Annotated in this window: 17 protein-coding genes; 8 read left to right on the plus strand and 9 right to left on the minus strand. The window is 71.2% G+C overall.

Annotation, left to right across the window (positions count from 1 at the left end; genetic code table 11):
* Positions 1 to 4 precede the first annotated feature (4 nt).
* From DEJ06_RS02580 to DEJ06_RS02595, 4 genes are all read right to left on the minus strand, one after another.
* Positions 5 to 1,324 (minus strand): O-acetylhomoserine aminocarboxypropyltransferase/cysteine synthase family protein, encoded by a 1,320-nt coding sequence (locus DEJ06_RS02580; RefSeq protein WP_111038300.1) that lies wholly within the window; start codon positions 1,322 to 1,324, stop codon positions 5 to 7.
* On the minus strand, positions 1,324 to 2,364 hold the full coding sequence (locus DEJ06_RS02585; protein WP_071406522.1) for an LLM class flavin-dependent oxidoreductase: 1,041 nt from the start codon (positions 2,362 to 2,364) through the stop codon (positions 1,324 to 1,326). The genes DEJ06_RS02580 and DEJ06_RS02585 overlap by 1 nt, the downstream gene beginning before the upstream one ends.
* 86 nt (positions 2,365 to 2,450) lie before the next feature.
* Positions 2,451 to 3,449 carry a RimK family alpha-L-glutamate ligase gene (locus DEJ06_RS02590; RefSeq protein ID WP_111038301.1) on the minus strand — a complete coding sequence of 333 codons (999 nt, stop codon included), beginning with the start codon at positions 3,447 to 3,449 and terminating at the stop codon, positions 2,451 to 2,453.
* 242 nt (positions 3,450 to 3,691) lie between these two features.
* On the minus strand, positions 3,692 to 4,534 hold the full coding sequence (locus DEJ06_RS02595; RefSeq protein ID WP_111030775.1) for a helix-turn-helix transcriptional regulator: 843 nt from the start codon (positions 4,532 to 4,534) through the stop codon (positions 3,692 to 3,694).
* A gap of 101 nt (positions 4,535 to 4,635) precedes the next feature.
* Here DEJ06_RS02595 and DEJ06_RS02600 point away from each other — a divergent pair, with 101 nt between their 5' ends.
* Positions 4,636 to 5,376, plus strand: coding sequence for an SDR family oxidoreductase (locus tag DEJ06_RS02600; RefSeq protein ID WP_071406525.1), 741 nt, complete (start codon positions 4,636 to 4,638; stop codon positions 5,374 to 5,376).
* Positions 5,377 to 5,519: 143 nt separating this feature from the next.
* On the opposite strand, the gene rsmA is transcribed toward DEJ06_RS02600, so the two are convergent.
* The 4 genes from rsmA to rsmI form a co-directional block, all read right to left on the minus strand.
* Positions 5,520 to 6,371, minus strand: a complete 852-nt coding sequence (rsmA, locus tag DEJ06_RS02605; RefSeq protein WP_111038302.1) for a 16S rRNA (adenine(1518)-N(6)/adenine(1519)-N(6))-dimethyltransferase RsmA — start codon at positions 6,369 to 6,371, stop codon at positions 5,520 to 5,522.
* A 2-nt stretch (positions 6,372 to 6,373) separates the two neighbouring features.
* Positions 6,374 to 7,306 carry a TatD family hydrolase gene (locus DEJ06_RS02610; RefSeq protein WP_111030772.1) on the minus strand — a complete coding sequence of 311 codons (933 nt, stop codon included), beginning with the start codon at positions 7,304 to 7,306 and terminating at the stop codon, positions 6,374 to 6,376.
* Positions 7,303 to 8,871, minus strand: a complete 1,569-nt coding sequence (gene metG, locus DEJ06_RS02615; RefSeq protein WP_111038365.1) for a methionine--tRNA ligase — start codon at positions 8,869 to 8,871, stop codon at positions 7,303 to 7,305. The genes DEJ06_RS02610 and metG overlap by 4 nt, the downstream gene beginning before the upstream one ends.
* Positions 8,872 to 9,005: 134 nt before the next feature.
* The gene (gene rsmI, locus DEJ06_RS02620) at positions 9,006 to 9,827 is read right to left on the minus strand and encodes a 16S rRNA (cytidine(1402)-2'-O)-methyltransferase (RefSeq protein ID WP_111038303.1); all 822 of its coding nucleotides are present in this window, start codon (positions 9,825 to 9,827) and stop codon (positions 9,006 to 9,008) included.
* Positions 9,828 to 9,947: 120 nt separating this feature from the next.
* On the opposite strand from rsmI, the gene DEJ06_RS02625 reads away from it, so the two are divergent.
* Positions 9,948 to 11,579 (plus strand): dolichyl-phosphate-mannose--protein mannosyltransferase, encoded by a 1,632-nt coding sequence (locus DEJ06_RS02625; RefSeq protein WP_111038304.1) that lies wholly within the window; start codon positions 9,948 to 9,950, stop codon positions 11,577 to 11,579.
* A 126-nt stretch (positions 11,580 to 11,705) separates the two neighbouring features.
* Here DEJ06_RS02625 and DEJ06_RS02630 read toward each other — a convergent pair whose 3' ends face one another.
* The gene (locus tag DEJ06_RS02630; RefSeq protein WP_035808760.1) at positions 11,706 to 12,368 is read right to left on the minus strand and encodes a TetR/AcrR family transcriptional regulator; all 663 of its coding nucleotides are present in this window, start codon (positions 12,366 to 12,368) and stop codon (positions 11,706 to 11,708) included.
* A gap of 171 nt (positions 12,369 to 12,539) precedes the next feature.
* Between DEJ06_RS02630 and DEJ06_RS02635 the strand changes: the two genes are divergently transcribed.
* The 6 genes from DEJ06_RS02635 to hrpA all read left to right on the plus strand — a co-directional run bounded on the left by DEJ06_RS02635 (position 12,540) and on the right by hrpA (position 22,681).
* Positions 12,540 to 14,096 carry an MFS transporter gene (locus DEJ06_RS02635; protein WP_111038306.1) on the plus strand — a complete coding sequence of 519 codons (1,557 nt, stop codon included), beginning with the start codon at positions 12,540 to 12,542 and terminating at the stop codon, positions 14,094 to 14,096.
* 215 nt (positions 14,097 to 14,311) lie between these two features.
* On the plus strand, positions 14,312 to 15,172 hold the full coding sequence (locus tag DEJ06_RS02640; RefSeq protein WP_181436726.1) for a sulfurtransferase: 861 nt from the start codon (positions 14,312 to 14,314) through the stop codon (positions 15,170 to 15,172).
* 91 nt (positions 15,173 to 15,263) lie between these two features.
* A complete protein-coding gene (locus DEJ06_RS02645) occupies positions 15,264 to 16,331 on the plus strand; it encodes an NAD(P)-dependent oxidoreductase (protein WP_111038308.1) in 1,068 nt (355 codons plus the stop codon).
* Between the two features lie 4 nt (positions 16,332 to 16,335).
* Positions 16,336 to 16,866: an AAA family ATPase gene (locus DEJ06_RS02650; protein ID WP_111030764.1), complete on the plus strand. Its 531-nt coding sequence runs from the start codon at positions 16,336 to 16,338 to the stop codon at positions 16,864 to 16,866.
* Positions 16,867 to 16,957: 91 nt separating this feature from the next.
* The gene (locus DEJ06_RS02655; RefSeq protein ID WP_111038309.1) at positions 16,958 to 18,790 is read left to right on the plus strand and encodes a thioredoxin domain-containing protein; all 1,833 of its coding nucleotides are present in this window, start codon (positions 16,958 to 16,960) and stop codon (positions 18,788 to 18,790) included.
* Positions 18,791 to 18,829: 39 nt separating this feature from the next.
* Positions 18,830 to 22,681: an ATP-dependent RNA helicase HrpA gene (gene hrpA / locus DEJ06_RS02660; RefSeq protein ID WP_111038310.1), complete on the plus strand. Its 3,852-nt coding sequence runs from the start codon at positions 18,830 to 18,832 to the stop codon at positions 22,679 to 22,681.
* Positions 22,682 to 22,696: the final 15 nt, after the last annotated feature.

Here is a 22,696-nt window from a genome sequence, read left to right on the forward strand (position 1 = left end):
CAACCTATCCCGCTGCGGCTGCCGTGAACCCCCGCGCCAGGTCCGCGGTGATGTCGTCGATGTGCTCGAGGCCGATCGACAGGCGGATGAGGCCGTCCCCCACCCCGGCGGCCGCTCGCTCGGCCGAGGTCATCTGCACGTGGGTGGTCGATGCCGGGTGCACGACGAGCGAGCGGACGTCACCGAGGTTCGAGACGTGGTCGAACAGCTCGAGCGCCGCCACGAACCGTCGGCCCGCGGCGACCCCACCGGCCAGGTCGAACGACAGCACGGCCGACGGTCCCTTCGGCACGTAGCGCTGCTGCAGGTGGTGCCACGGCGAGGCCGGCAGGCCCGCGTAGTGCACGTGCTCGACCTGGTCGTGTGCGTCGAGCCAGCTCGCCACAGTGGCGGCGTTCGACACGTGCCGGTCCATGCGGAGCGACAGCGTCTGGATGCCCTGCAGCACCAGGAACGCGTTGAACGGTGCGATCGCGGGCCCGAGGTCGGCGGACAGCTTCGAGCGGGTGCGCTGGATGAACGCCCGCCGCCCGAACTTCTCGGCGAAGTTCGTGTTCGCGAACCCGGACTGCTCGGTCGAGGCCAGCTGCGGGTAGGCGTCGGCGTGCGCGGCCCAGTCGAAGTTCCCGCTGTCGACGATGAGCCCGGCGATGGCGCTGCCGTGTCCGGCCAGGTACTTCGTCGCGGAGTGCACGACGATGTCGGCGCCGTGCTCGATCGGGCGCACCAGGTACGGCGTCGCGATGGTGTTGTCGACGATGAGCGGCACACCGGCCTCGTGTGCGACCCCGGCCACCCCGGCGAAGTCCAGGACGTCCCCGCGGGGGTTCGGGATGGACTCGCCGAAGAACGCCTTCGTCTCCGGGCGCACCGCCGCCGCCCACTCGGACAGGTCGGTCGGGTCCTGCACGAACGTGAAGGTGATGCCGAGGTCCCGCAGGGTCGACGCGAACAGCGTGTAGGTCGCGCCGTACAGCGAGGCGCTCGACACCACGTGGTCACCGGCGCGTGCGACACCGAGCACGGCCAGCGACGTCGCCGCCTGCCCGGACGCGAGCGCCAGCGCACCGATCCCGCCCTCGAGGTCGGCGATCCGGCGTTCGAGGGCTGCCGCTGACGGGTTGTTCACCCGCGTGTAGGTGTGGCCGGGAGCGTCGAGCATGAAGCGCGCGGCGGCGTCCTCACCCGACGGGTAGACGTACGCGGCGCTCTGCGCGATCGGCGGCACGTTCGCGCCCCACCCCGGGTCGGCCTTGAAGCCGGCGCGGATCTGGCGGGTCTCGAACGCCCAGCCGTCCTCGGCGTTGGTCGGCGTGGCACCCATCAGGACTGCGCCCCGACCGACTGCCGGACGAGCGGGATGACCTGCTCGCCGAACCGGTCCATCTCCTCGAGCTGCGGCGAGAACTGCAGCAGGAGCGTGTCGACCCCGGCGTCCTCGAACTCCCGGATGCGGTCGGCCACCTGCGACGGCGTGCCCACGAACCCGGGGCGCAGGCCGCGGTTCGACACCGAGTAGTCCTCGAGCGAGGGCACGTGCTCGAGCTGCGACTTCGAGATGAAGTCCTGGTACGACTCGTACGCCTTGCCGTGCTGCACGTCGGTGATCCGGGCGAGCTCGGCCTGCGCCTCTTCCTCGGTCTCGCGCACGATGACGTACGCGGCCATGCCGAACGCCTCGAACGGCGGCAGACCGGCGTCGACGCGGCGCTGCTTCATCTCGTCGATCTTCGCGCGGAGCTCCTCGACCGTGCCGCCGTGCGTGACGTAGGCGTCGGCGTACCCGGTGATCGCAGCTTTGCCGGCCTCGCTCTCCCCACCGGCGTAGATGCGCGGCGTCACGCGGGGCTTCGGCTCGAGGTGCGCGTTCTCGATGTCGTAGTACTCGCCCGAGAACGAGTACGGGGTCTCGCGCCACAGGCCCTTCATGACCTCGACGAACTCCGCGGTGCGCTTGTACCGGTCGTCGTGCTCCGAGAAGATCCCGCCGTACTGCTTCGCCTCCTCCGCCCACCAGGCGCTCACGACGTTGAAGGTGAACCGGCCGCACGAGATGTCGTCGATCGTCGCCGCCTGCTTCGCCGTCACCGCGGGCAGGTGGTACCCGGGACGCATCGCCGCCATGATCTCCAGGCGCTCGGTCGTCGCCGCGATCGCCGCCGCGAGCGACCACGCCTCGAGCGAGGGCGCCGCCGTGCCCTTGATGTCGTTGAGGTTGAGCTCCGGCACGAGCGTCAGGTCGAAGCCGATCCGCTCGGCGCGCTGCGCCAGGCGCTTCACGTAGTCGAAGGTGACCGGCATGTTCTCGTTGTCGACGTTGCGCAGCCAGCCGCCGAAGAGCGGGGTCCAGTATCCGAATCGCACGTGGGTTCCTTGGGGGTGTGGGAAAGGCGGACTGGAGGCCCGTGGCGGGCCCGCCACGGGCCTCCAGTCCGGTGGTTCTTGCGTTCTCAGGCCGTGAGCTGCGCCGCGTACTCCGCTGCCAGCAGGCCACCGAGGTACTTCGCGATGGAGCGCGGGCCGGAGGCCGGCGCGGACTCCTCGACCGCGGGGTTGTAGTTCGTGTTCGTGTTGATGTCGTAGACGACGGTGCGGCCGTCCGTCGTCTCCATGAACTCGACGCCCGCGATGGTGACGCGCTGGTCGGCGAGGAACGTGCGGAGCTGCTGGACCAGCGGGTGCTCGGCGGTGATCTCGGTCCGGACGGCGAACGCCGGGGGCGCACCGGCGGTCTCGGTGCCGGGCACGTCGCAAACGGCACCCGCGATGACCTGCGGCACCTCGCACGCGTCGGCGGGGCAGAGCTCGAAGCTGCCGGCGCTGGTGTCGACGCGGACCGCGTACACGAACTCGCCACCGACGAACTCGACGCGGGTGATGAAGGGCTCGCGCGCCGTCAGGTACTCCTGCAGCAGGGTGATGCCGTCGACCGGGGCCTCGAACTCGGGGCTGTCGACGTAGGCGTCGAACTCGGCGAGCGAGTCGAACCGCCGCACGCCCAGGCCCTTGCCGCCCTGGTTGTGCTTCGTGATGAAGGGGACGTCCTGCCCGTCGGTGAAGGTGCGGGCGGCGTCCTTGAGCGTCGTCGTGCCGAACACGGCGGTCGTGCGCGGCACGTCGAACCCGGCCTGCTGCAGGAGCCCGTGCTGGGCGACCTTCGACACCTCGAGCTCGAGCACGTGGCTGCCGCCGACGACCTGGCGGCCGGCACGCTCGAGCCAGCCGAGGATCGCCCGGGTGTACTCCTTGCTGTGCTCGTGGCCGCGGGTGTGGGAGCTCGCGGACATGCGGCTCCAGTAGACGCCGGGTGCCGGCTCGGCCGCGAGGTCGATCTGCCCCTCGGTCAGCAGGATCTCCTCGACCGGGACGCCCTCGGCCTCGAAGGCGGCGGCGAGCGGGGGGAACCACTCGGGGTTCTCGTGGATGACGTACACGTGCGGAGTGCTCACGCCCCCACCCTAGGCACGGTATACCGCACGCGCCCAAGTGTGTGACGTGGCGTTGCTTCTCGGGGGGGGCGGGGCGGGCGGGTCGCACGGTGCGCGCTTGTCCGGTCGGTGCGAGGTTGGTCGCTCGGTGACGGGCTGTAGGGCGGCACCAAGCGGTCAACGGCGCACGGGCTGACCAACCGCGCACCGTGCGGGGTCGACCAACCTCGCACGAGCCGAGCGAACTCGCACCGTGCGACGCGTCAGCCGGCGAAGGTCTGCTGTCCGACGACGCCGAGGAGCTCGAGCTTCTGCGCGTCCTCCGATCCTGGAGGCGCGGTGAAGAGCAGCAGGGCCTGCGCCTGGTCGTCGGTGTGCAGCACCTGGCAGTCGACGGTGATGCGGCCGAGCTCTGGCTGCACGATCGTCTTGTTGTCCGACCAGCGCGTGGCCACCTCGTGCTTGGCCCAGAGGTCGCGGAACTCGGCACTCCGCGTCTGCAACTCGGCGATGAGTTCCGTCGCCCGGCGGTCACCCGGACCCGCGAGCCCGACAGCCGCGCGGAGCGATGCGACCACCACACGGCCCAGCCGCTCGTGCTGCTCGGGTGCGTACTTCGTGAGCTCCTCACCCGTCACGAACCACCGCCACGCCTGGTACCGGCGGTTGCCCGGCAAGCCGACCGAGCTGGTGAGGAGCGCCGCCGCGAGCCGGTTCTCGACCAGGGTCTCGCCCAGGTGACTGACGACGATCGCCGGGGTGTCCTCGAGCCGGTCCAGAACCCGCAGGATCGCCGGATCGACGTGGTCGGCGCGGTGCATCCGGGTCGGGGCGTTCTGCCCGGACAGGTGGAACAGGTGGTCGCGCTCGTCGAGGCTGCACCGCAGGGCCCGGGCGATCGCGGCGATCATCTGCTCGGACGGCTGCGGTCCGCGCTGCTGCTCGAGTCGCGTGTAGTAGTCGACGGACATGCCGGCGAGGGCAGCGACCTCTTCGCGGCGGAGCCCCGGGGTCCGGCGTCGTGGACCCTGCCCGAGACCGACGTCCTCGGGGCGCAGCAGCTCGCGGCGACGGCGGAGGAAGTCGGCGAGCGCGGCACGGTCCATGGGTCGATTGTCGTCCGCCTCCGGCCCGGGTGCCAGGGATCGCCGATCCCCCGATGACCGCGCTCTGGTTGCGACCCTGCCCACGGAGCATCGTGGTCGCCATGGACATCACGAACTCCACCGTCTTCATCCCCGGCGCGACCTCGGGCATCGGTCTCGCGCTCGCCCAGCGCCTGCAGGCCGCCGGCAGCACCGTCGTCATCGGCGGCCGCCGCCAGGCGCTCCTCGACTCCCTCGCCGCCGAGCACGGCTTCGGCACCGTGCAGATCGACGTCGCCGACGCGGCGTCCATCGAAGCCGCCGCCACCTCGGTGCTCGAGGCGTACCCGTCGCTCGATGCCCTCATCACCATGTCCGGGATCATGCGCGACGAGGACCTCCGCGACCCCGAGCACATCCACGACGCCCTCGAGCTCGTCCAGACGAACCTGGTCGGCACGATCCGCCTCATCGACGCGTTCCTGCCGCACCTGCTCGCCCAGCCCTCGGCCACCCTGATGACCGTCACCTCCGGTCTCGCGTTCGTCCCGCTCACCGCATCACCGACGTACAGCGCGACGAAGGCCGGTGTGCACGCCTACACGCAGGCCCTCCGTCAGCAGCTCGTGGGGTCGTCGCTCGAGGTGCTCGAGCTCGCCCCGCCGGCCGTCATGACCGACCTGATGGGCGGCGCCGACTTCGGCGGGATGCCGCTCGACGCCTTCGCCGACGAGGTCATGGCGCTCATCGAGTCCGGCGCTGCCCCGGAGATCCTGGTGCAGAACGTGCACCCGCTGCGCTTCGCCGAGCGGAACGGCAACCACCAGCAGATCCTCGAGATGATGGCGTCCCGCGAGCACTGACCCGGGTGCCTCGAATGGTGCGAGGTTCCGTGTTCCGTGCGAGGCACTTCGGCTCGCACGGACCACGGAACCTCGCACCATCGCGGTCAGCTGGCCCGCAGGCGACGCGCCAGCTGCGCACCCGGCGCCAGGCGTGAGAAGGACTACTCCGCGGCCGCCAGGACCGTCCGCCCGAGCCGCACGAAGTCGTCCACACCGATCGCCTCGCCGCGGGCGGTCGGGTCGATGCCCGCCGCCGTCAGGACCTCGGACGCGTGCGCACTGCCGCCGAGCACCCCGGACAGGCTCTGCCGCAGCATCTTGCGCCGCTGCTGGAACGCCGCGTCCACCAGCGTGAACACCCGAGACCGCAGGAGCTCGTCGCCCGGGGGCTCGTGCCGGTCGAACGCCACCAGGACGCTGTCGACGTTCGGCACCGGCCAGAAGACCTGACGGCTGACCAACCCGGCGGTGCTCCACGACCCGTACCAGGCGGCCTTGACGCTCGGCGAACCGTAGACCTTGCTGCCCGGACCGGCGGCGAGCCGGTACCCGACCTCGGCCTGCACCATGACGAGCGACCGCTCGATCGACGGGAAGGTCGCGAGCAGGTGCAGCAGCACGGGCACGGAGATGTTGTACGGCAGGTTCGCGACGAGGTGCGTCGGCTCGACGTCGAGATCCGCGGCGGCGACGGTCATGGCGTCCTGCTGCACGACCGTCAGCCTGGCGTCCGGCTGCATCGACGACACCGTCGACGGGAGCTTGGCGGCCAGGCGCTTGTCGATCTCGACCGCGGTGACGGGCGCGCCGGTCTCGGTGAGCCCGAGCGTCAACGACCCGAGCCCCGGGCCGATCTCGAGCACCCGTGCCGACGGGGTCACACCGGCGACGGACACGATCCGCCGCACGGTGTTGGCGTCGTGCACGAAGTTCTGCCCGAGCTTCTTCGTCGGGGTGACGTCGAGTTGGGCCGCGAGCTCCCGGATCTCCGCCGGGCCGAGCAGGGCACCCACGACTACTCCTCCACCGTCACGGGCTCGGCGTCCCACGCGCCGTAGACGAGCTCGGTGTTCGAGGCGATCTGGGCCGCGAGCATCGAGGCGTCCGTGCCGAGTGTCTCCGCCATCGACCGCAGGGTGAGCGGGATGAGGTACGGCGCGTTCGGGCGGCCACGGAACGGGGTGGGCGTCAGGAACGGTGCGTCGGTCTCGATCATGATCAGGTGCCGCGGGGCGACGACCAGGGCTTCACGCAGCAGTGCGGCGTTCTTGAACGTCACGGTGCCGGCGAACGACATGTACCAGCCGCGCTCGGCGCAGAGCCGGGCGAGGTCCGGCCCGCCGGAGAAGCAGTGGAAGACGGTGCGTTCCGGGGCACCCACGCGGTCGAGGACCTCGACCACGGCGTCGTGCGCGTCGCGGTCGTGGATCGTCAGCGCGAGGTCGTGCTCCTTCGCGATGCGGATGTGCTCCTCGAACGAACGGACCTGGGCGTCACGGCCGTCCTCGCCGGTGCGGAAGAAGTCGAGGCCGGTCTCACCGATCGCCCGGACCCGCGGCAGCGCGGCGAGCCGTTCGATGCCGGCGAGGTGCTCGTCGAGCAGCCCCTGTTCCTGCAGCACGGGCGCTTCGTTCGGGTGCAGCGCGACGGCCGCGAGGACCCGGGGCTCCCGGGCGGCGATCGACGCGGACCACTCCGAGGTGGCGAGGTCGGTGCCGACCTGCACGACACCGCGCACGCCGACGCTCGAGGCACGGTCGAGGTGCTCGCGGTACTCGAGCGGACCGTCACCCCCGTCGCCGACACCGTCGGCGATCTCCATGTGGGTGTGGTTGTCGTACACCGGCACGACGAGCGCCTGCGGCAGCGGCGGGTACGTCAGGTCGCGCTTCGAGCCACCGGACGCCCCATCACCGCGGGACCGGACGTGCGACTCGGCGTCGGTCACTCGGAGACCTGCTCGATCCGGGGGAACAGCCCGCTCTCGAGCGGCACCACGTGCGACGCTCCCTGCCACTCGAACGCGCGGTCGACCCGCTGCTCGGCGACGGATCCGCCAGCGCCGATCGAGGCCCAGAGCTTCTCGGTCGCCTTCGGCATGACCGGGGACAGCAGGACGGTGACGGTGCCGAGGCCGCGGAGCGCGGTGGTCAGGACCGTGCCGAGGCGCTCGCGGTTGGCGTCGTCCTTCGCCAGGGCCCACGGCGCCTGCTCGGTGATGTACCCGTTCAGGGCGTCGACGAGCTCCCACACGATGGCGATCGCCTCGTGCGGGGCGAAGGCCGCGATGGCGGCGTCGGCACGCTCGGTGACCGAGACGGCCAGGGCTTCGATCGCCTGGTCGGACTCGGTGAGCGCGCCGCGCTCCGGGACCTCGCCGTCGCAGTACTTCTGCAGCATCGCGACCAGGCGGGACGCCAGGTTGCCGTAGCCGTTCGCGAGCTCGGCCTGGTAGCGCGCCGAGATGTCTTCCCAGCTGAAGTTGCCGTCCTGCCCGAAGGTGATGGCGCGCAGGAAGTAGTAGCGGAAGGCGTCGGACCCGAACGTGTCGGTGATCTCGGACGGCGCGATGCCGGTCAGCTTCGACTTGGACATCTTCTCGCCGCCGACGAGCAGCCAGCCGTGGCCGAAGACGCGCTCCGGCACGGGCAGCCCAGCGGCCATGAGCATCGCCGGCCAGATGACGGCGTGGAAGCGGGCGATGTCCTTGCCGACGATGTGCACGCTCGGCCAGAGGCGCTTGAAGGCCTCGTCGTCGTCGGTGCCGTAGCCGAGCGCCGTGACGTAGTTGAGCAGGGCGTCGAACCACACGTACAGCACGTGGTCGCTGTCCCACGGGATCTTGATGCCCCAGTCGAAGCTGGAACGCGAGATCGACAGGTCGCGGAGCCCCTGCTTGACGAACGAGATGATCTCGTTGCGGACGCTCTCGGGCTGGATGAACAGCGGGTTCGACTCGTACAGGTCGAGCAGGCGCTGCTCGAAGTCGGACATCCGGAAGAAGTAGTTGCGCTCGGCCAGCACCTCGACCGGGATCGAGTGGATCGCGCAGACCTGCTGACCCTCGTACGCACCGGTGCCGGCGACCAGGTCGCTCGGCTGCTTGTACTCCTCGCAGCCCACGCAGTAGAAGCCCTCGAACTCGCCGGCGTAGATGAAGCCGTCGTCGTACAGCTTCTGCAGGAACGCCGTCACGCCGCGCTCGTGCCGTTCGTCGGTGGTGCGGATGAAGTCGTCGTTCGCGACGTCGACCGTGTCGAGCAGTGGCTTCCAGGCGTCGTTGACCAGCCGGTCGGCCCATTCCTTGGGCGAGACGTCGTTCGCCGAGGCGGTGCGCAGGATCTTCTGCCCGTGCTCGTCGGTGCCGGTGAGCAGCCAGGTGTCGTCACCGCGCTGCCGGTGCCAGCGCGCGAGGAAGTCCGCGGCGACCTCGGTGTAGGCGTGCCCGATGTGGGGCACGTCGTTCACGTAGAAGATCGGCGTGGTGATGCTGAACGAGGACCCGGCGGACATGCGGACCATCCTACGGGCGCACCGAACCCTGATGACGCGTGCGGCGGTGGACTGTGGAGAACCGGGTCCTGGAGGCCCGTGACGGGCCCGCCCCGCGCCTCCAGACCGGCGGATGCGAACGTGACGAGCCCCGCTCAGCGCGCCGCGAGCGCCCCTTCGTAGAGGTCCCGCTTCGACAGCCCGGTCGCGTCCGCGACCGCCGCGGCGGCCTCCTTCATGCGCATGCCGGCGGCCACCCGCTCGAGCACCAGGCGCACGCCGTCGTCGAGCGTGGCTTCTTCGGTGGCCTCCGCGGCGCCGGCGACGACGATGCAGATCTCGCCCCGCACCCCTTCGGACGCCCACGCGACGAGTTCGTCCAGCGGCCCGCGACGGACCTCTTCGTACAGCTTCGTGAGCTCACGGCAGACCGCGGCGCGTCGGTCGTCCCCGAACCCGACGGCCATGTCCGCCAGGGTCTCGGCCAGCCGGTGCGGCGACTCGAAGAACACCATCGTCCGCTGCTCCCCCGCCAGCGCCTGGAACGCCCGACGGCGCTCCCCGGCCTTGCGGGTCGGGAACCCCTCGAACGTGAAGCGGTCGGTGGGCAGCCCGGACACGGCGAGCGCCATGAGCACGGCCGACGGCCCGGGCAGGGCGGTGACGGTGACCCCGGCGGCCGCGGCGGCCTCGACGAGGGGGAAGCCGGGGTCGCTGATCGCGGGCATGCCGGCGTCGGTCAGGACGACGACGTCCTCGTCGCGGGCGAGCTCGACGACCTCGGACGCCTTCGCCCGCTCGTTGTGCTCGTGCAGGGCGATGAGCCGCGGACGGTTCTCGATGCCGAGGGCGCGCATCAGGTGGATGGCGGTCCTGGTGTCCTCCGCCGCGACGACCGTGGCGTTGGAGAGGGTCTCGACGAGACGGCGCGAGGCGTCCCCGAGGTTGCCGATGGGCGTTGCTGCGAGGACGATCACGCACCCATTGTCCCCGCACCGCGACGTCGGCGCGGCCCCGGGGCGGCCCGGGGCAGCCGCGTCGGCGCGAGCAGCCCCGTCGCAGCGGGGACATGTGGTCGATCCGTAGGATGCTCAGCGATGACCAGCGAGCTGACCGACGACCGCACGGCCGTGCCCGACGGGCCGGTCGGCTCGCGCCTGGACGACTGGTGGGGGCGGGTGCTCTCCACGTCGCAGCGCGTCGCCGTGTGGCGGTGGACGGGTCCGCTCGCGGTGACGCTCCTCGCCGCCGTGCTGCGGTTGGTGAACCTCGGCAACCCGCACTCGCTCGTGTTCGACGAGACGTACTACGTCAAGGACGGCTGGTCGATCGTGCACCTCGGGTACGAGGGCACCTGGCCCGCGAACCCGAGCGGTGACGGCGCTCCGACGACCGACGACCGGTTCGTCCGCGGTGAGACGGACGTCTTCACGAGTGCCGCGGAGTTCATCGCGCACCCGCCGCTCGGCAAGTACCTCATCGGCCTCGGGATGCTGCTGTTCGGGGCGGACAACTCGTTCGGCTGGCGCTTCACGGTGGCCGTGCTCGGCATCGCGACGGTGTTCCTCACCGCGGTGATCGCCCGGTCGCTGTTCCGTTCGACGATGATCGGCACGCTCGCCGGCTTCCTGCTCGCGATCGACGGGCAGGCGATCGTGATGTCGCGGGTGACGCTCCTCGACGGCATCCTGACCTTCTTCGTCATCCTCGGCTTCGGGGCGCTGCTGCTCGACCGCCGGCAGAGCCAACGGCGGCTCGACGAGTGGGTCGCCGCCCGCGCCGCCGCGGGCCGGACCACCCTGTGGGGGCCGGTGTTCTGGTGGCGCCCGTGGTTGTTCGCGATGGGCCTGGCACTCGGGCTGGCGGCGGCGACGAAGTGGTCGGGGATGTACTTCCTGGCGTTCTTCGCGGTGTACTCCGTGCTGAGCGACATGATGATGCGCCGCCGCGCCGGGGTGGAGTTCTGGTCGTCGAGCGCGCTGCTGCAGCAGGCACCGGTGTCGTTCCTGCTGACCGTGCCGATCGCCGCGGTGACCTACGTGGCGTCGTGGACCGGCTGGTTCGTCTCGAAGGACGGATGGGACCGCAACTGGCTGTCCTCGGGCGGCGACCGCTGGACCGGGCTGCTCGCCTGGGTGCCGGACAGCCTGCAGAACTGGTGGCACTACCAGTCGGAGATCTACGCCTTCAACATCGGGCTGCACACCCCGCACTCGTACCAGGCGAACCCGCTGCTCTGGCTCGTGATGCAGCGCCCCACGTCGATGTTCTACGTCGGCACGGACGCCGGGCAGGACGGCTGCTGGGCGAACCGCTGCGGCGAGGCGATCACCGGCATCGCGAACCCGTTCATCTGGTACGCCTCGGTCATCGCGACGGTGGCGCTGCTCGTGCTCTGGGTCCTGCGTCGGAAGTGGGAGTACGGCTTCGTCCTGCTCGGCGTCGCGGCGGGGTACCTGCCCTGGCTGATGTACGTCGACCGGACGGTGTTCCAGTTCTACACGATCGCCTTCGAGCCCTACATGGTGATGGCGCTGGCCGCCGCGATCGGGTTGGTGCTCGGCAGGCGGAGCGACGAACGGTCCCGCAGGTCGCGGGCGATCCTGTGGGTCGGCGTGTACCTGGGCGTCGTCGTGCTGGCCTCGGTCTACTGGTACCCGATGTGGACGGCGATGCAGGTGCCGTGGGACTTCGTCCGGTCGCACTACTGGATCCCCAGCTGGTTGTAGCCGGTCTGGAAGGCTGGCAGGTCCGGCCGGTCCGGTCGCGCTCGTCGCGCTGGGCGCTCTGGTGGCGACCACAGCCGGACTGGAGGCCCGTGGCGGCGCCGCCATGGGCCTCCCGTCCGTCCGTGGTCAGGACTGCGCGTGCAGCGCGCGCTCGATCGACTCGCGGTCCAGCGGGTCGCCGAGCATCGGCGCAGTGTCGTCCGTGCCCGGCAGGACGCCCTGGATCAGGAGCTCCGCGTAGCGGCGCCAGGCGTCCGGGTCGTGTTCGCGGGTGGCGTCGGCGACCGCACCGACCATCGCGGTGAGCATCGGCAGGTCCCGGTAGTCGAAGCCGGGGCGGACGACGCCGGCGGTCTCGGCACGGCCGATGATCGCGGCGACCTGGCGTTCGAGCCGGTCGCGCTCCTGCACGATGGACGGACGGGCCTTGCCGGCACGGACGATGGCGTCGGCGAGGGCACGGTCGCGTGCACGGAACGCGAAGACGCCCATCAGGTACACCCGGAGCGCCTCACGCGGGTCGGACACGTCCGCGGCGCGCGCTGCGGCGTCGTTCATCGCCTCGAACTTGGTGGCGAGCAGCGCCTCGATCAGGGAGTCCTTGTCGGCGAACCGTCGGTAGACGGTGCCGACCCCGACGCCGGCCTCGTGCGCGATGTCGTTCAACGTGACGGAGAGCCCGCGCTCGGCGAAGCACTTGCGCGCCGTCTGCAGGATCAGCTCGCGGTTGCGCGCAGCGTCGGCGCGCAGCGGTCGCTCGAGGTCGGACACGGAGTCGGTGGTGCTCACGATCCGACCGTAGTTGCACTTTCTGGGAACAAGTGGATGCCCTCCTTCCGTTTCGGTCTACACTGACGACAAACGGATGCCTGGCATCCGGTTTCGTCACCACCACATCTCGGGAGTGCCCGACGGCGCGCACCTCCACCCCACCCTCCAACCTTCTCGAAGGAGGCTGCCGTGACGGCAGAACACACCGTGCCGACCCCCACCGGGACAGCACCCACCGGGACAGCACCCACGACTCCGGGCACCACCCCCGCCAAGAGCAACCACCGCTGGATCGCCCTGGCGGTCATCGCCCTCGCACAGCTGATGGTCGTGCTCGACGCGACCATCGTGAACATCGCCCTGCCCTCGGCCCAGGCCGACCTGGACTTCGGCACCGACCAGCGACAGTGGATCGTCACCGCGTACTCGCTGGCGTTCGGCTCGCTGCTGCTGCTCGGCGGTCGTCTCGGCGACCTGTTCGGCCGCAAGAACACCTTCATCATCGGGCTGGTCGGCTTCGCCGTCGCCTCGGTGCTCGGTGGCCTGGCCGACTCGTTCGGCCTGCTCGTCGCGGCCCGCGCGCTGCAGGGTGTCTTCGGCGCACTGCTCGCCCCGTCCGCACTCGGCATGCTGACCACCACGTTCCGCGACCCCAAGGAACGCGGTCGCGCGTTCGGCATCTTCGGGTCCATCGCCGGCTCGGGTGCGGCCATCGGCCTGCTGCTCGGCGGCGTGCTGACCGAGTACGCCTCGTGGCGCTGGTGCCTCTACGTCAACGTCGTCTTCGCCGTGCTCGGCGTGATCGGCGCCCTCGTCTTCATGGAGAAGCCGCCGAAGGTCGAGCGTCCGCGCATCGACGTCCTCGGGGTCATCACCATCACGCTCGGGCTCGTCGGGGTCGTCTACGGCTTCTCGAACGCCGAGACGAACGGCTGGGACTCCCCCGTCACGATCGCCATGCTCGCCGGCGGTGTCGTGCTGATCGCCGCGTTCGTGTTCATCGAGACCCGCGTCGCCCACCCGCTGCTGCCCCTGCGCGTCGTGCTCGACCGTGACCGCGGCGGCTCGTTCATCGCGATCGGCCTGGTCGCGATCGGCATGTTCGGCATCTTCCTGTTCCTGACCTACTACCTGGAGCAGACCCTCGGCTTCAGCTCGCTGCAGACGGGTCTCGCGTTCCTGCCGATGCCGCTGTCGATCATGATCTCGGCGACGCAGATCGGTGGCCGCCTGCTGCCGCGCGTCGGGCCGAAGGTGCTCATCTTCGCCGGTGGCCTGGTCGCCGCCACCGGGCTCCTCCTGCTGCTCCGCACCGACCTGGACAGCTCCTACGCGGGCACCGTCCTGCCGGCGCTGATCGTCATCGGCCTCGGCATGGGCACGATCTTCTCGTCCGCGATGAACACCGCGACGACCGGGGTCGCCCGGGCCGACGCCGGTGTGGCCTCGGCGACGGTCAACACCATGCAGCAGATCGGTGGCTCGATCGGTACGGCGCTGCTGTCGACGATCTTCGCGGACGTCGTGTCGAACAGCCTGTCCGGGCTGACCGCCGCGCCGACCAAGCTGCAGCAGGCCCAGGCCACGCTCGACGGGTACCACGTGGCGTTCGGCATCTCGGCCGGCGTGCTCGTGCTCGTCGCCCTGGCCGGCGGACTGCTCATCAACCGGCAGTCGGTGCGGGTCGAGCGGCTCGCACGTGCCGGGTCCGCCACGACCGGGAGCATCCCCGCCGCAGCGCACTGACGCTGGCGGTTCGCTGCGCGTCTTCGGCCCGTTCCGGTTCTGCCGGGGCGGGCCGTCGTGCGTGTGGGTGGGGGGCGGCGACACCCGTTCCACGACGATCCACCTGTCGAACGACGCGTGCATCGTCGATCGATGCGCACGCACTCGGTGCCTGCGGTTGCGCCGTGTGTCCACGACTCTGGCCCACGTCAGGGGTGCGGATTATGGTGTGCGACATGGCCCCCGTCCTGACCTCACCACTCGTGTCGACGCAGTGGCTCGCAGACCACCTCGGTGCTGACGAGCTCGTCGTGCTCGACGCCTCGGTGCACACGGTCGGGGCCGGGTTCGACACGAGCTGGCTCCCCGGTCGGGACGCCCACGAGCAGCGCGGCCACGTGCCCGGCGCCCGCTTCGCCGACCTGATCGACGACTTCTCCGCCGCCGACGCCGACGTCCCGTTCACCCGCCCCGGTGCCGAGCGCTTCGAGGTCGCCGCGGCACAGCTCGGCGTGACGAACACCTCGACCGTGGTGGTCTACGACGACAGCGTCGGCGAGTGGTCGGCACGCCTGTGGTGGATCTTCCGTTCGTTCGGCTTCGACTCGGTCGCGGTGCTCGACGGTGGCTTCACGAAGTGGCGCGACGAGGGCCGCCCGGTCCGCGTGGGCGCACTCCACACTCGCGCGACGCCGTCCGACCCCGATGCCGGTGCGTTCCTGGCCGGCGAAGAACGTGCGCTCTGGGCCGACCACGATCGCGTCACCCGTGCGGTCTCCGGCGAAGAGCCGGCATCCCTGGTGTTCGCCGCGCCCTGGGCGGCCCTCGGCGACGACCACCCGCCGATCGTGCCGGGCAGCACCTCGATCACGGCGGACACCCTGGTGGACCCCGAGACGAACGCGTACCTGCGCGGCGCCGAGCTCGAGCGGGCCTTCGCCGCGGTGATCGGTGCCGACGAGATCGTCACGTACTGCGGGGTGGGCAGCGCCGCGTGCGTCGACGCCCTCGCCCTGACGGTGCTCGGACACGACCGGGTGAAGGTCTACGACGGTTCGCTGGCCGACTGGTGGCGGCACGAGCAGCTCGCCTCCTGACGGAACCGATCGCGGAACGACGGCCGCGCCCGGCCGACGGCCGAGCACCGACAGCCGAGGACCGACGGCCCCGCCGCACTACCGTTGCACCATGAGCACCAGACGCGCGGTCATCCTCGGCGGCACCGGCGGGATCGGCTCGGCCGTCGCACGAGAGCTCCTCGACGCCTCGGGCAGGGGCGGCGACGACTGGCAGGTGGACGTCCTCGCACGCCGAGGCGGCCCCGCAGCGGACGCGCTGACCGCTTCCGGCGCCACGTTCACGCCCGGTGACCGCCGCGACCGGTCCGTCCTGCGCGACCTGCTCCGCCCCGGAGCCGACCTGCTCGTCGACACCGTCGGCCTGACCCGCGACGACGCCCAGCAGCTCCTGCCGTTCCTCGACGACGTCGGCTCGACGGTCTTCGTCTCGTCCAGGTCGGTGTACGCCGACGAGCAGGGACGGCACGCGAACTCGCTCGACAAGCCGGTGTTCGGCGGCGCGGTCACCGAGATCCAGCCCACCGTCACCGCCGGCGACGGGGACCCGACGAGTCGTGACGGCTACGGCGCCGCGAAGGTGGCCGCCGAGCAGGTCCTGCTCGACCACGGTGCTCCGGTCACGGTGCTCCGCCCGTCCAAGGTGTACGGCGTCGGCATCGGCCGCCCGCGGGAGTGGTTCGTCGTCCGCCGTGTGCTCGACGGCCGGGAGCGCATCCTGCTCGCCGACCACGGCCGCGGCGTCGACCACACGACGGCGGCGAGCGGCATCGGTTCGCTCGTCCGACTCGTCGCGGACGCGCCGGACCGCCGGATCCTCAACGTCGCGGATGCCTCGGCCCCGACCGCGCTCGAGATCGTGCGGACGATCGGCGGACACCTGGACCACCGGTTCGACGAGGTCCTGCTCGACGAGGACGCGCCCGCGTTCGTGGGTGGCACGCCGTGGTCGTCACGACCGCCGTTCGTCCTCGACACCACGGCGGCACGCGCCCTCGGGTGGGAACCACCGGAGTTCGCGACCGCCGTCGCCCCCGAACTCGATTGGCTGGTCGAGACCGCCCACGCGACGCCCGCCGACGGCGACGTCCCGTGGGCCGACGACCCGTTCTGGGAGCACATGTTCGACTACGGTCCCGAGGACGCCGCACTCGCACTCCTCTCCCTCAACCTGGGCTGACACGGTGCCCCGGTCCGAGGTCCTGTTCATCGGCGGGCGCTCCGGCGTGGGCAAGTCCACGGCAGCCGAGGCGCTGCACGACCTGCTCGTCGCGGCGGACGTCCGGCACGCGGTGATCGAGGGCGACCTGCTCGACCTCGCGCACCCGGCACCGCACGTCGAACACCCCGAGGCGCGCCTCGCCGAGCGGAACCTCGCCGCGATCTGGGCCGGCTACCGGGCGATCGCGCACCACCGGCTCGTCTACACGAACACCGTGTCCGTGCTCGAGCACGAGCGCCTCGCTGCGGCGATGGGCGACGATCCGCTGGTGCGCGTCGTCCTGCTCCGCGCATCCGACGGCGCGACCGCCGACCGGCTCGCACGACGAGCGGGTGGCGCGGTCCCGCAGGCGCAGCTCGCGCACAGCACGCGGACGGCCGGGAGGCTCGACTCGGCCACCGCGGACACGGTCACCCGGGTGGACACCGACGGCCAGAGCCCCGCCCAGGTGGCCGCACGGCTCGCGTCGATCACGGGGTGGCTCGAGCGCTGATCTCCCCGCACGGCCTGTGCAGAGTGGGCGTTCCGTCCACAGTTGTCCCCGGGCCGTGGTCCGCCCAGTCGGGGGCGGGCACGCTGGAGCCATGAACGACAACCGCCTCGGCACCTCGGTCAGCCCCTACCTGCGTCTGCACGCCGACAACCCGGTGGACTGGCGCGAGTGGGGTCCCGAGGCGTTCGCCGAAGCGCGCGAGCGCGGGGTCCCGGTGCTGGTGTCCGTCGGGTACGCCACGTGCCACTGGTGCCACGTCATGGCGCGTGAGAGCTTCGCCGACCCGGAGATCGGCGAACTGCTCCGGCGGGACTTCGTGTCGGTGAAGGTCGACCGCGAAGAACGGCCGGACGTCGACGCGAGCCTGATGGCCTCGGCGAGTGCGTTCACGCAGCAGCTCGGCTGGCCACTGACGACGTTCCTGACGCCCGACGGCCACGTCTTCTTCGCGGGGACGTACTTCCCGCCCACTCCCGTCGGGCAGGTCCCGGCGTTCCGGCAGATCCTGGCCGCGGTGCTCGACGCCTGGACCGAGCGTCGGCACGAGGTCGACGCGAACGCGTCGGCCATCGCGACGGCGATCCGGCAGGGTGCCATGGCGGACGCGACCGCTCGCTCGGGCGAGGGCGGTGCCGGAGCCGACCCGGGCCTCCCGTCCGTCGATGCTATCCGGGCCGTCACGGACCAGCTGTCGCAGGCAGAGGACACCACCTACGGCGGTTTCGGCGGCGCGCCGAAGTTCCCGAGCACACCGTTGCTCGAGTTCCTCGCCGACGCGGCGGCCGACGGCGACGCTGAGGCCGACGGGCTGCTCGACCGGTCGTTGCACGCGATCCGCGCGTCCGAGCTGACGGATGCCGACGGCGGCGTCTTCCGGTACGCCACCAAGCGCGACTGGAGCGTGCCGCACTACGAACGGATGCTCTACGACAACGCGGGGCTGCTCGCGGTCGCGGGTGCCGAGCAGGCCCGCGGCATCGCCGACTTCCTCCGGGACACCCTGCGCCGTGCCGACGGGGCCTTCGTCGCCGCGCAGGACAGCGAGTCGACCATCGACGGCCGTCGGGTCGAGGGCGAGTGGTACCGCCGGCCGATCGCCGAGCGCGCCCAGCTCGACCCGCCACCGCTGGACGACCAGGTGCTCACGGGCTGGAACGGCCTGGCGATCCGGGGGCTCGCGATCGCCGGCGCACGGCACGGCGACCCGGAACTCGTCGCGCTATCGCGGGGCGCGGCCGACGCGGTCCTCGCCGCCCACGTGCGGGACGGCCACGTGACGGTGCGGTCCAGCACACCGCGCGGGGCGTCCTCTGCTCCGGCCACCGTGGAGGACGTCGGACTGCTCGCCGAGGGGCTGCTCGAACTGGCTCTGGTGACGGGCGAGGTCTCCTACGCGACCGTCGCACGTTCGCTCGTCGACGACGGCCTGGCCGAGCGCTTCGACGTCGACCCGGTGCTGGCCGCAGCGGGGACCGCCACGGGCGAACGGCCGCAGACGGCGATGCGGTCCGGCACCGTGGCGCTGGCGTCGGCCGCCGCGACGCTCGGGGCGCTGACGGGCGACGAGGCACTGCGGGTCGCCGCGGCGCGACTCATCGCCGACCGCGCCCGCACCGGGACCGAGCGACCCCTCGGTCACGCGGATGCCCTCGGTGTCGCCCTCGCCCTGCAACGGCCGTCGCGCGAGATCGTCGTCGTCACGAGCGGCACCGACGACCCGATGCGGGCCGTGGCACACCGTGCTCGGCGCCCCGGTACGGTCGTCGCCACCACCACGCCGGAGCAGGCACGCGACTGGGCCGAGGCGGGGTTCTCGGTGTTCGAGGGACGCGACGTGCTCGACCCTGCCGCGTACGTCTGCCACGACCGGGTGTGCGAACTGCCGTCCCGGTCGGCGGACGCCCTGACCCAGCAGATCGCCTGACGCCCCTCCTGCCCGGCGCGCCTGTATCCTGGAATGCTCATGTCTTCTCCGCTGCCCGTCATCACGTACCCGCCCGAACTGCCGGTCTCGCAGCGGCGGGACGACATCGCGGCTGCCATCCGTGACAACCAGGTGGTCATCGTCGCCGGGGCCACCGGCTCGGGCAAGACGACGCAGCTGCCGAAGATCTGCCTCGAGCTCGGTCGTGAGCACATCGGGCACACCCAGCCCCGCCGGATCGCGGCGCGGACCATCGCCGAACGTGTGGCGGAAGAACTGGGCGGCGGGGAGCTCGGCGGGCTCGTCGGCTACCAGGTCCGTTTCACCGACAAGGTGAGCTCCGAGACCCGCGTGAAGCTGATGACCGACGGAATCCTGCTGAACGAGATCCACTTCGACCGCGACCTGAAGCGGTACGACACGATCATCATCGACGAGGCGCACGAGCGGTCCCTGACGATCGACTTCCTGCTGGGTTACCTGAAGCGGCTGCTCCCCCGTCGCCCCGACCTGAAGCTCATCATCACGAGTGCGACGATCGACCCGGAGTCGTTCTCGAAGCACTTCGACGACGCCCCCATCATCGAGGTGTCCGGCCGCACCTACCCGGTCGAGATCCGGTACCGCCCCCTCGTCGCCGAAGACCAGGACGACGACGCCGACGACGAGTCGGACTCCCGCACCGGTGACAGCGGCAACGCAGCCGACGACCGCGACACCCTGCAGGGCATCACCGACGCCCTCGACGAGCTGGCGCAGGAGGACCCGGGCGACGTGCTCGTGTTCCTGTCCGGCGAGAACGAGATCCGCGACGCGCAGGACGCGATCGAGGGCAAGCGCTACCCGGGTACCGAGGTCCTGCCGCTGTACGGCCGCCTGTCCGCCGCCGACCAGCACCGGGTCTTCGAGCGCCGGCACACCCCGGGCATCCGCCGTCGTGTCGTCCTCGCCACGAACGTCGCCGAGACCTCACTGACCGTGCCCGGCATCAAGTACGTGATCGACACCGGGACGGCACGCATCTCGCGGTACTCCCCGCGGGCCAAGGTGCAGCGGCTGCCGATCGAGGCGATCTCGCAGGCCAGCGCCAGTCAGCGCTCCGGTCGAGCGGGCCGCACGAGTGCCGGCATCGCGATCCGGCTCTACTCCGAAGACGACTTCGGCCGGCGCCCCGAGTACACCGACCCCGAGATCCTCCGCACGAACCTCGCCGCGGTGATCCTGCAGATGATCTCGCTCGGCTTCGGGGACATCGAGTCGTTCCCGTTCCTGCAACCGCCGGACAGCCGGGGCGTGAAGGACGGCCTCGACCTGCTCCGCGAGCTCCGCGCCGTCGACAAGGACGGCCGCATCACCAAGTCCGGGCGACAGCTGACCCGGCTGCCGATCGACCCCCGGCTCGGTCGGATGGTGCTCGAGGCCGGGCGGCAGGGTGTCGGACGCGAGGTCATCGCCATCGTCAGCGCCCTGAGCATCCAGGACCCCCGCGAGCGCCCCCTCGAGAAGCGCGCGCACGCCGACCAGCTGCACGCCCGGTTCGCCGACCCGACGAGTGACTTCCTGACCCTGCTGAACCTCTGGAACCACATCGAGGAGCAGCAGGAGGAACTGTCGTCGAGCGCGTTCCGCCGACTGTGCAAGGCCGAGTTCCTGAACTACCTGCGCATCCGCGAGTGGCAGGACCTGTACCGGCAGCTCTCCCGTGCCGCGAAGCAGGTCGACGTCCGAGTCGGGCAGGCCCGCTCCGACGACGGCGACGCCGTGCACCGCGCGCTGCTCTCCGGACTCCTCAGCCAGATCGGGCTGCGCGACCGCGAGAAGCGCGACTACCTGGGCTCGCGGAACACCCGGTTCGTGGTGTTCCCGGGCAGCGTGCTCGCGAAGAAGCAGCCGGACGCCGTGATGGCCGCCGAACTCGTCGAGACGAGCCGGCTGTTCGCCCGGACCGTCGGCCGGATCGACCCCGCCTGGGTGGAGCCGCTCGCCGGTGACCTGCTCAAGCGCACCTACGGCGAGCCGCACTGGGAGAAGAAGCAGGGGGCGGTCGTCGCCCACGAGCGGGTGACCCTGTTCGGCGTCCCGATCGTGCAGCGCCGCCGCGTGCAGTACTCGCGGATCGACCCGGAACACTCCCGCGAGCTCTTCATCCGGCACGCCCTGGTCGAGGGTGAGTGGGAATCGCAGCAGGCCTTCGACCGCGCCAACCGGAAGCTCCGCAAGGAACTCGAGCAGCTCGAGGAACGCACCCGCCGCCGGGACATCCTGCTCGACGACGAGAACGTCTACGAGTTCTACGACGCCCGCATCCCTGCCGACGTCGCCACGACCCGCGACTTCGAGGGGTGGTGGCGCACCACTCGCCGTGAGCAGCCGGACCTGCTCACGATGCGCCGGTCGGACCTGCTGGACGAATCAGCGGCCGAGGCCGCCGAGGACGACGTCGAGTACCCGACCCAGTGGCGGAGCGGCGACCAGCGTCTCGCCATCCAGTACCGCTTCGAGCCCGGCGCACAGGACGACGGCGTCAGCGTGCAGGTCCCCCTCGCGCTCCTGCCCCGGATGCGTGAAGAGGGCTTCGACTGGCAGGTGCGCGGCCTCCGCAAGGAACTCGTCACCGCGCTCATCAAGTCGCTGCCGAAGCAGATCCGCAAGAACGTCGTGCCGGCAGCCGACTGGGCCGAGAAGATCGTCGCCGAGCTGCCCGACGACGCCCCGACCGAGCCGACGGAGTCGTTCCGCGCCACCCTCGCCAAGGCGATCCAGCGCATGACCTACGTCCCGGTCTCCGAGTCCGACTTCGACCTGTCCCGCGTCCCCGCGCACCTGCTGCCGACGTGGGCCGTGGTCGACGAGCGTGGTCGCCGGGTCGAGACCGGCAAGGACCTGTCGGCCCTGCAGACCAAGCTCAAGGACCGGACCCAGCAGAGCGTCGCCTCCGCCACGGCGAAGGGCGCGGGACGGACCGGAGGCGCGGCTCGCGTCGCTTCCGCCGGTGCCGGTCGTCCGCTGGAACAGTCCGGACTCACCGCCTGGCCCGACCAGGACCTCCCGCAGACCCTCGACACCAAGCAGGCCGGCGGCGTCATCCGCGCGTACCCGTCCCTGGTCGAGGAAGGCACGGGTCCGAAGGCGACCGTCGGGGTGCAGTTGCTCGCCACCCCGTCCGACCGCGTCGTCCGGATGCCTGCCGGGGTCCGCCGTCTGGTGATGCACGCGGTGCCGTCGCCCGTGTCGTACATCCAGTCGCACCTGACCGCGCAGGAGAAGCTCGCGCTCGCCGCCAGCCCCTACCCGTCGACCGCCGCGCTGTTCGACGACGTCCTGGCCGCCGTGGTCGACGCCGTCATCCGTCGGGCCCACCCGGACGGCCTCGTCTTCACGAAGGCCGAGTTCGAGTCGGTCCGCGATGCGGTGTCGGCCTCCGTCGTCGACACGATGTTCACCGCCGTGTCCGAGGTCGCGGCGGTCCTGGCAGCGCAGCGCTCCGCCGAACGGGCACTCAAGCAGGCGAACTCGATGTCGCTGCTCGCCGCCCTCAGCGACATGCGGCAGCAGATGGAGCGCCTGGTGTTCCCCGGGTTCGTCGCCGTCGCAGGGCTCGACCGGCTGCGCCGCATCCGCGTGTACCTGCAGGGCATCGAGGCGCGCGTGCAGAAGCTGCTGCAGAACCCCGGGCGAGACGCGACCTGGATGCGCGAGGTCACCGTGGCGACCGACCGCTACACCGATGCCGGCGGCACCTTCCCGCCCGCGGTCGGGGCGCACCCGGAGCTCGTGCACGCGCGGTGGATGCTCGAGGAGTTCCGGCTCAGTCTGTTCGCGCAGGAACTCGGGACCGCTGAGACCGTCTCGTTGCAGCGGATCACGAAGGCCCTGACCGCCGCACGCTGATGGGTCTACCGTGTC

This window comes from Curtobacterium sp. MCLR17_051 (genome assembly GCF_003234395.1).
GTDB lineage: Bacteria > Actinomycetota > Actinomycetes > Actinomycetales > Microbacteriaceae > Curtobacterium > Curtobacterium flaccumfaciens.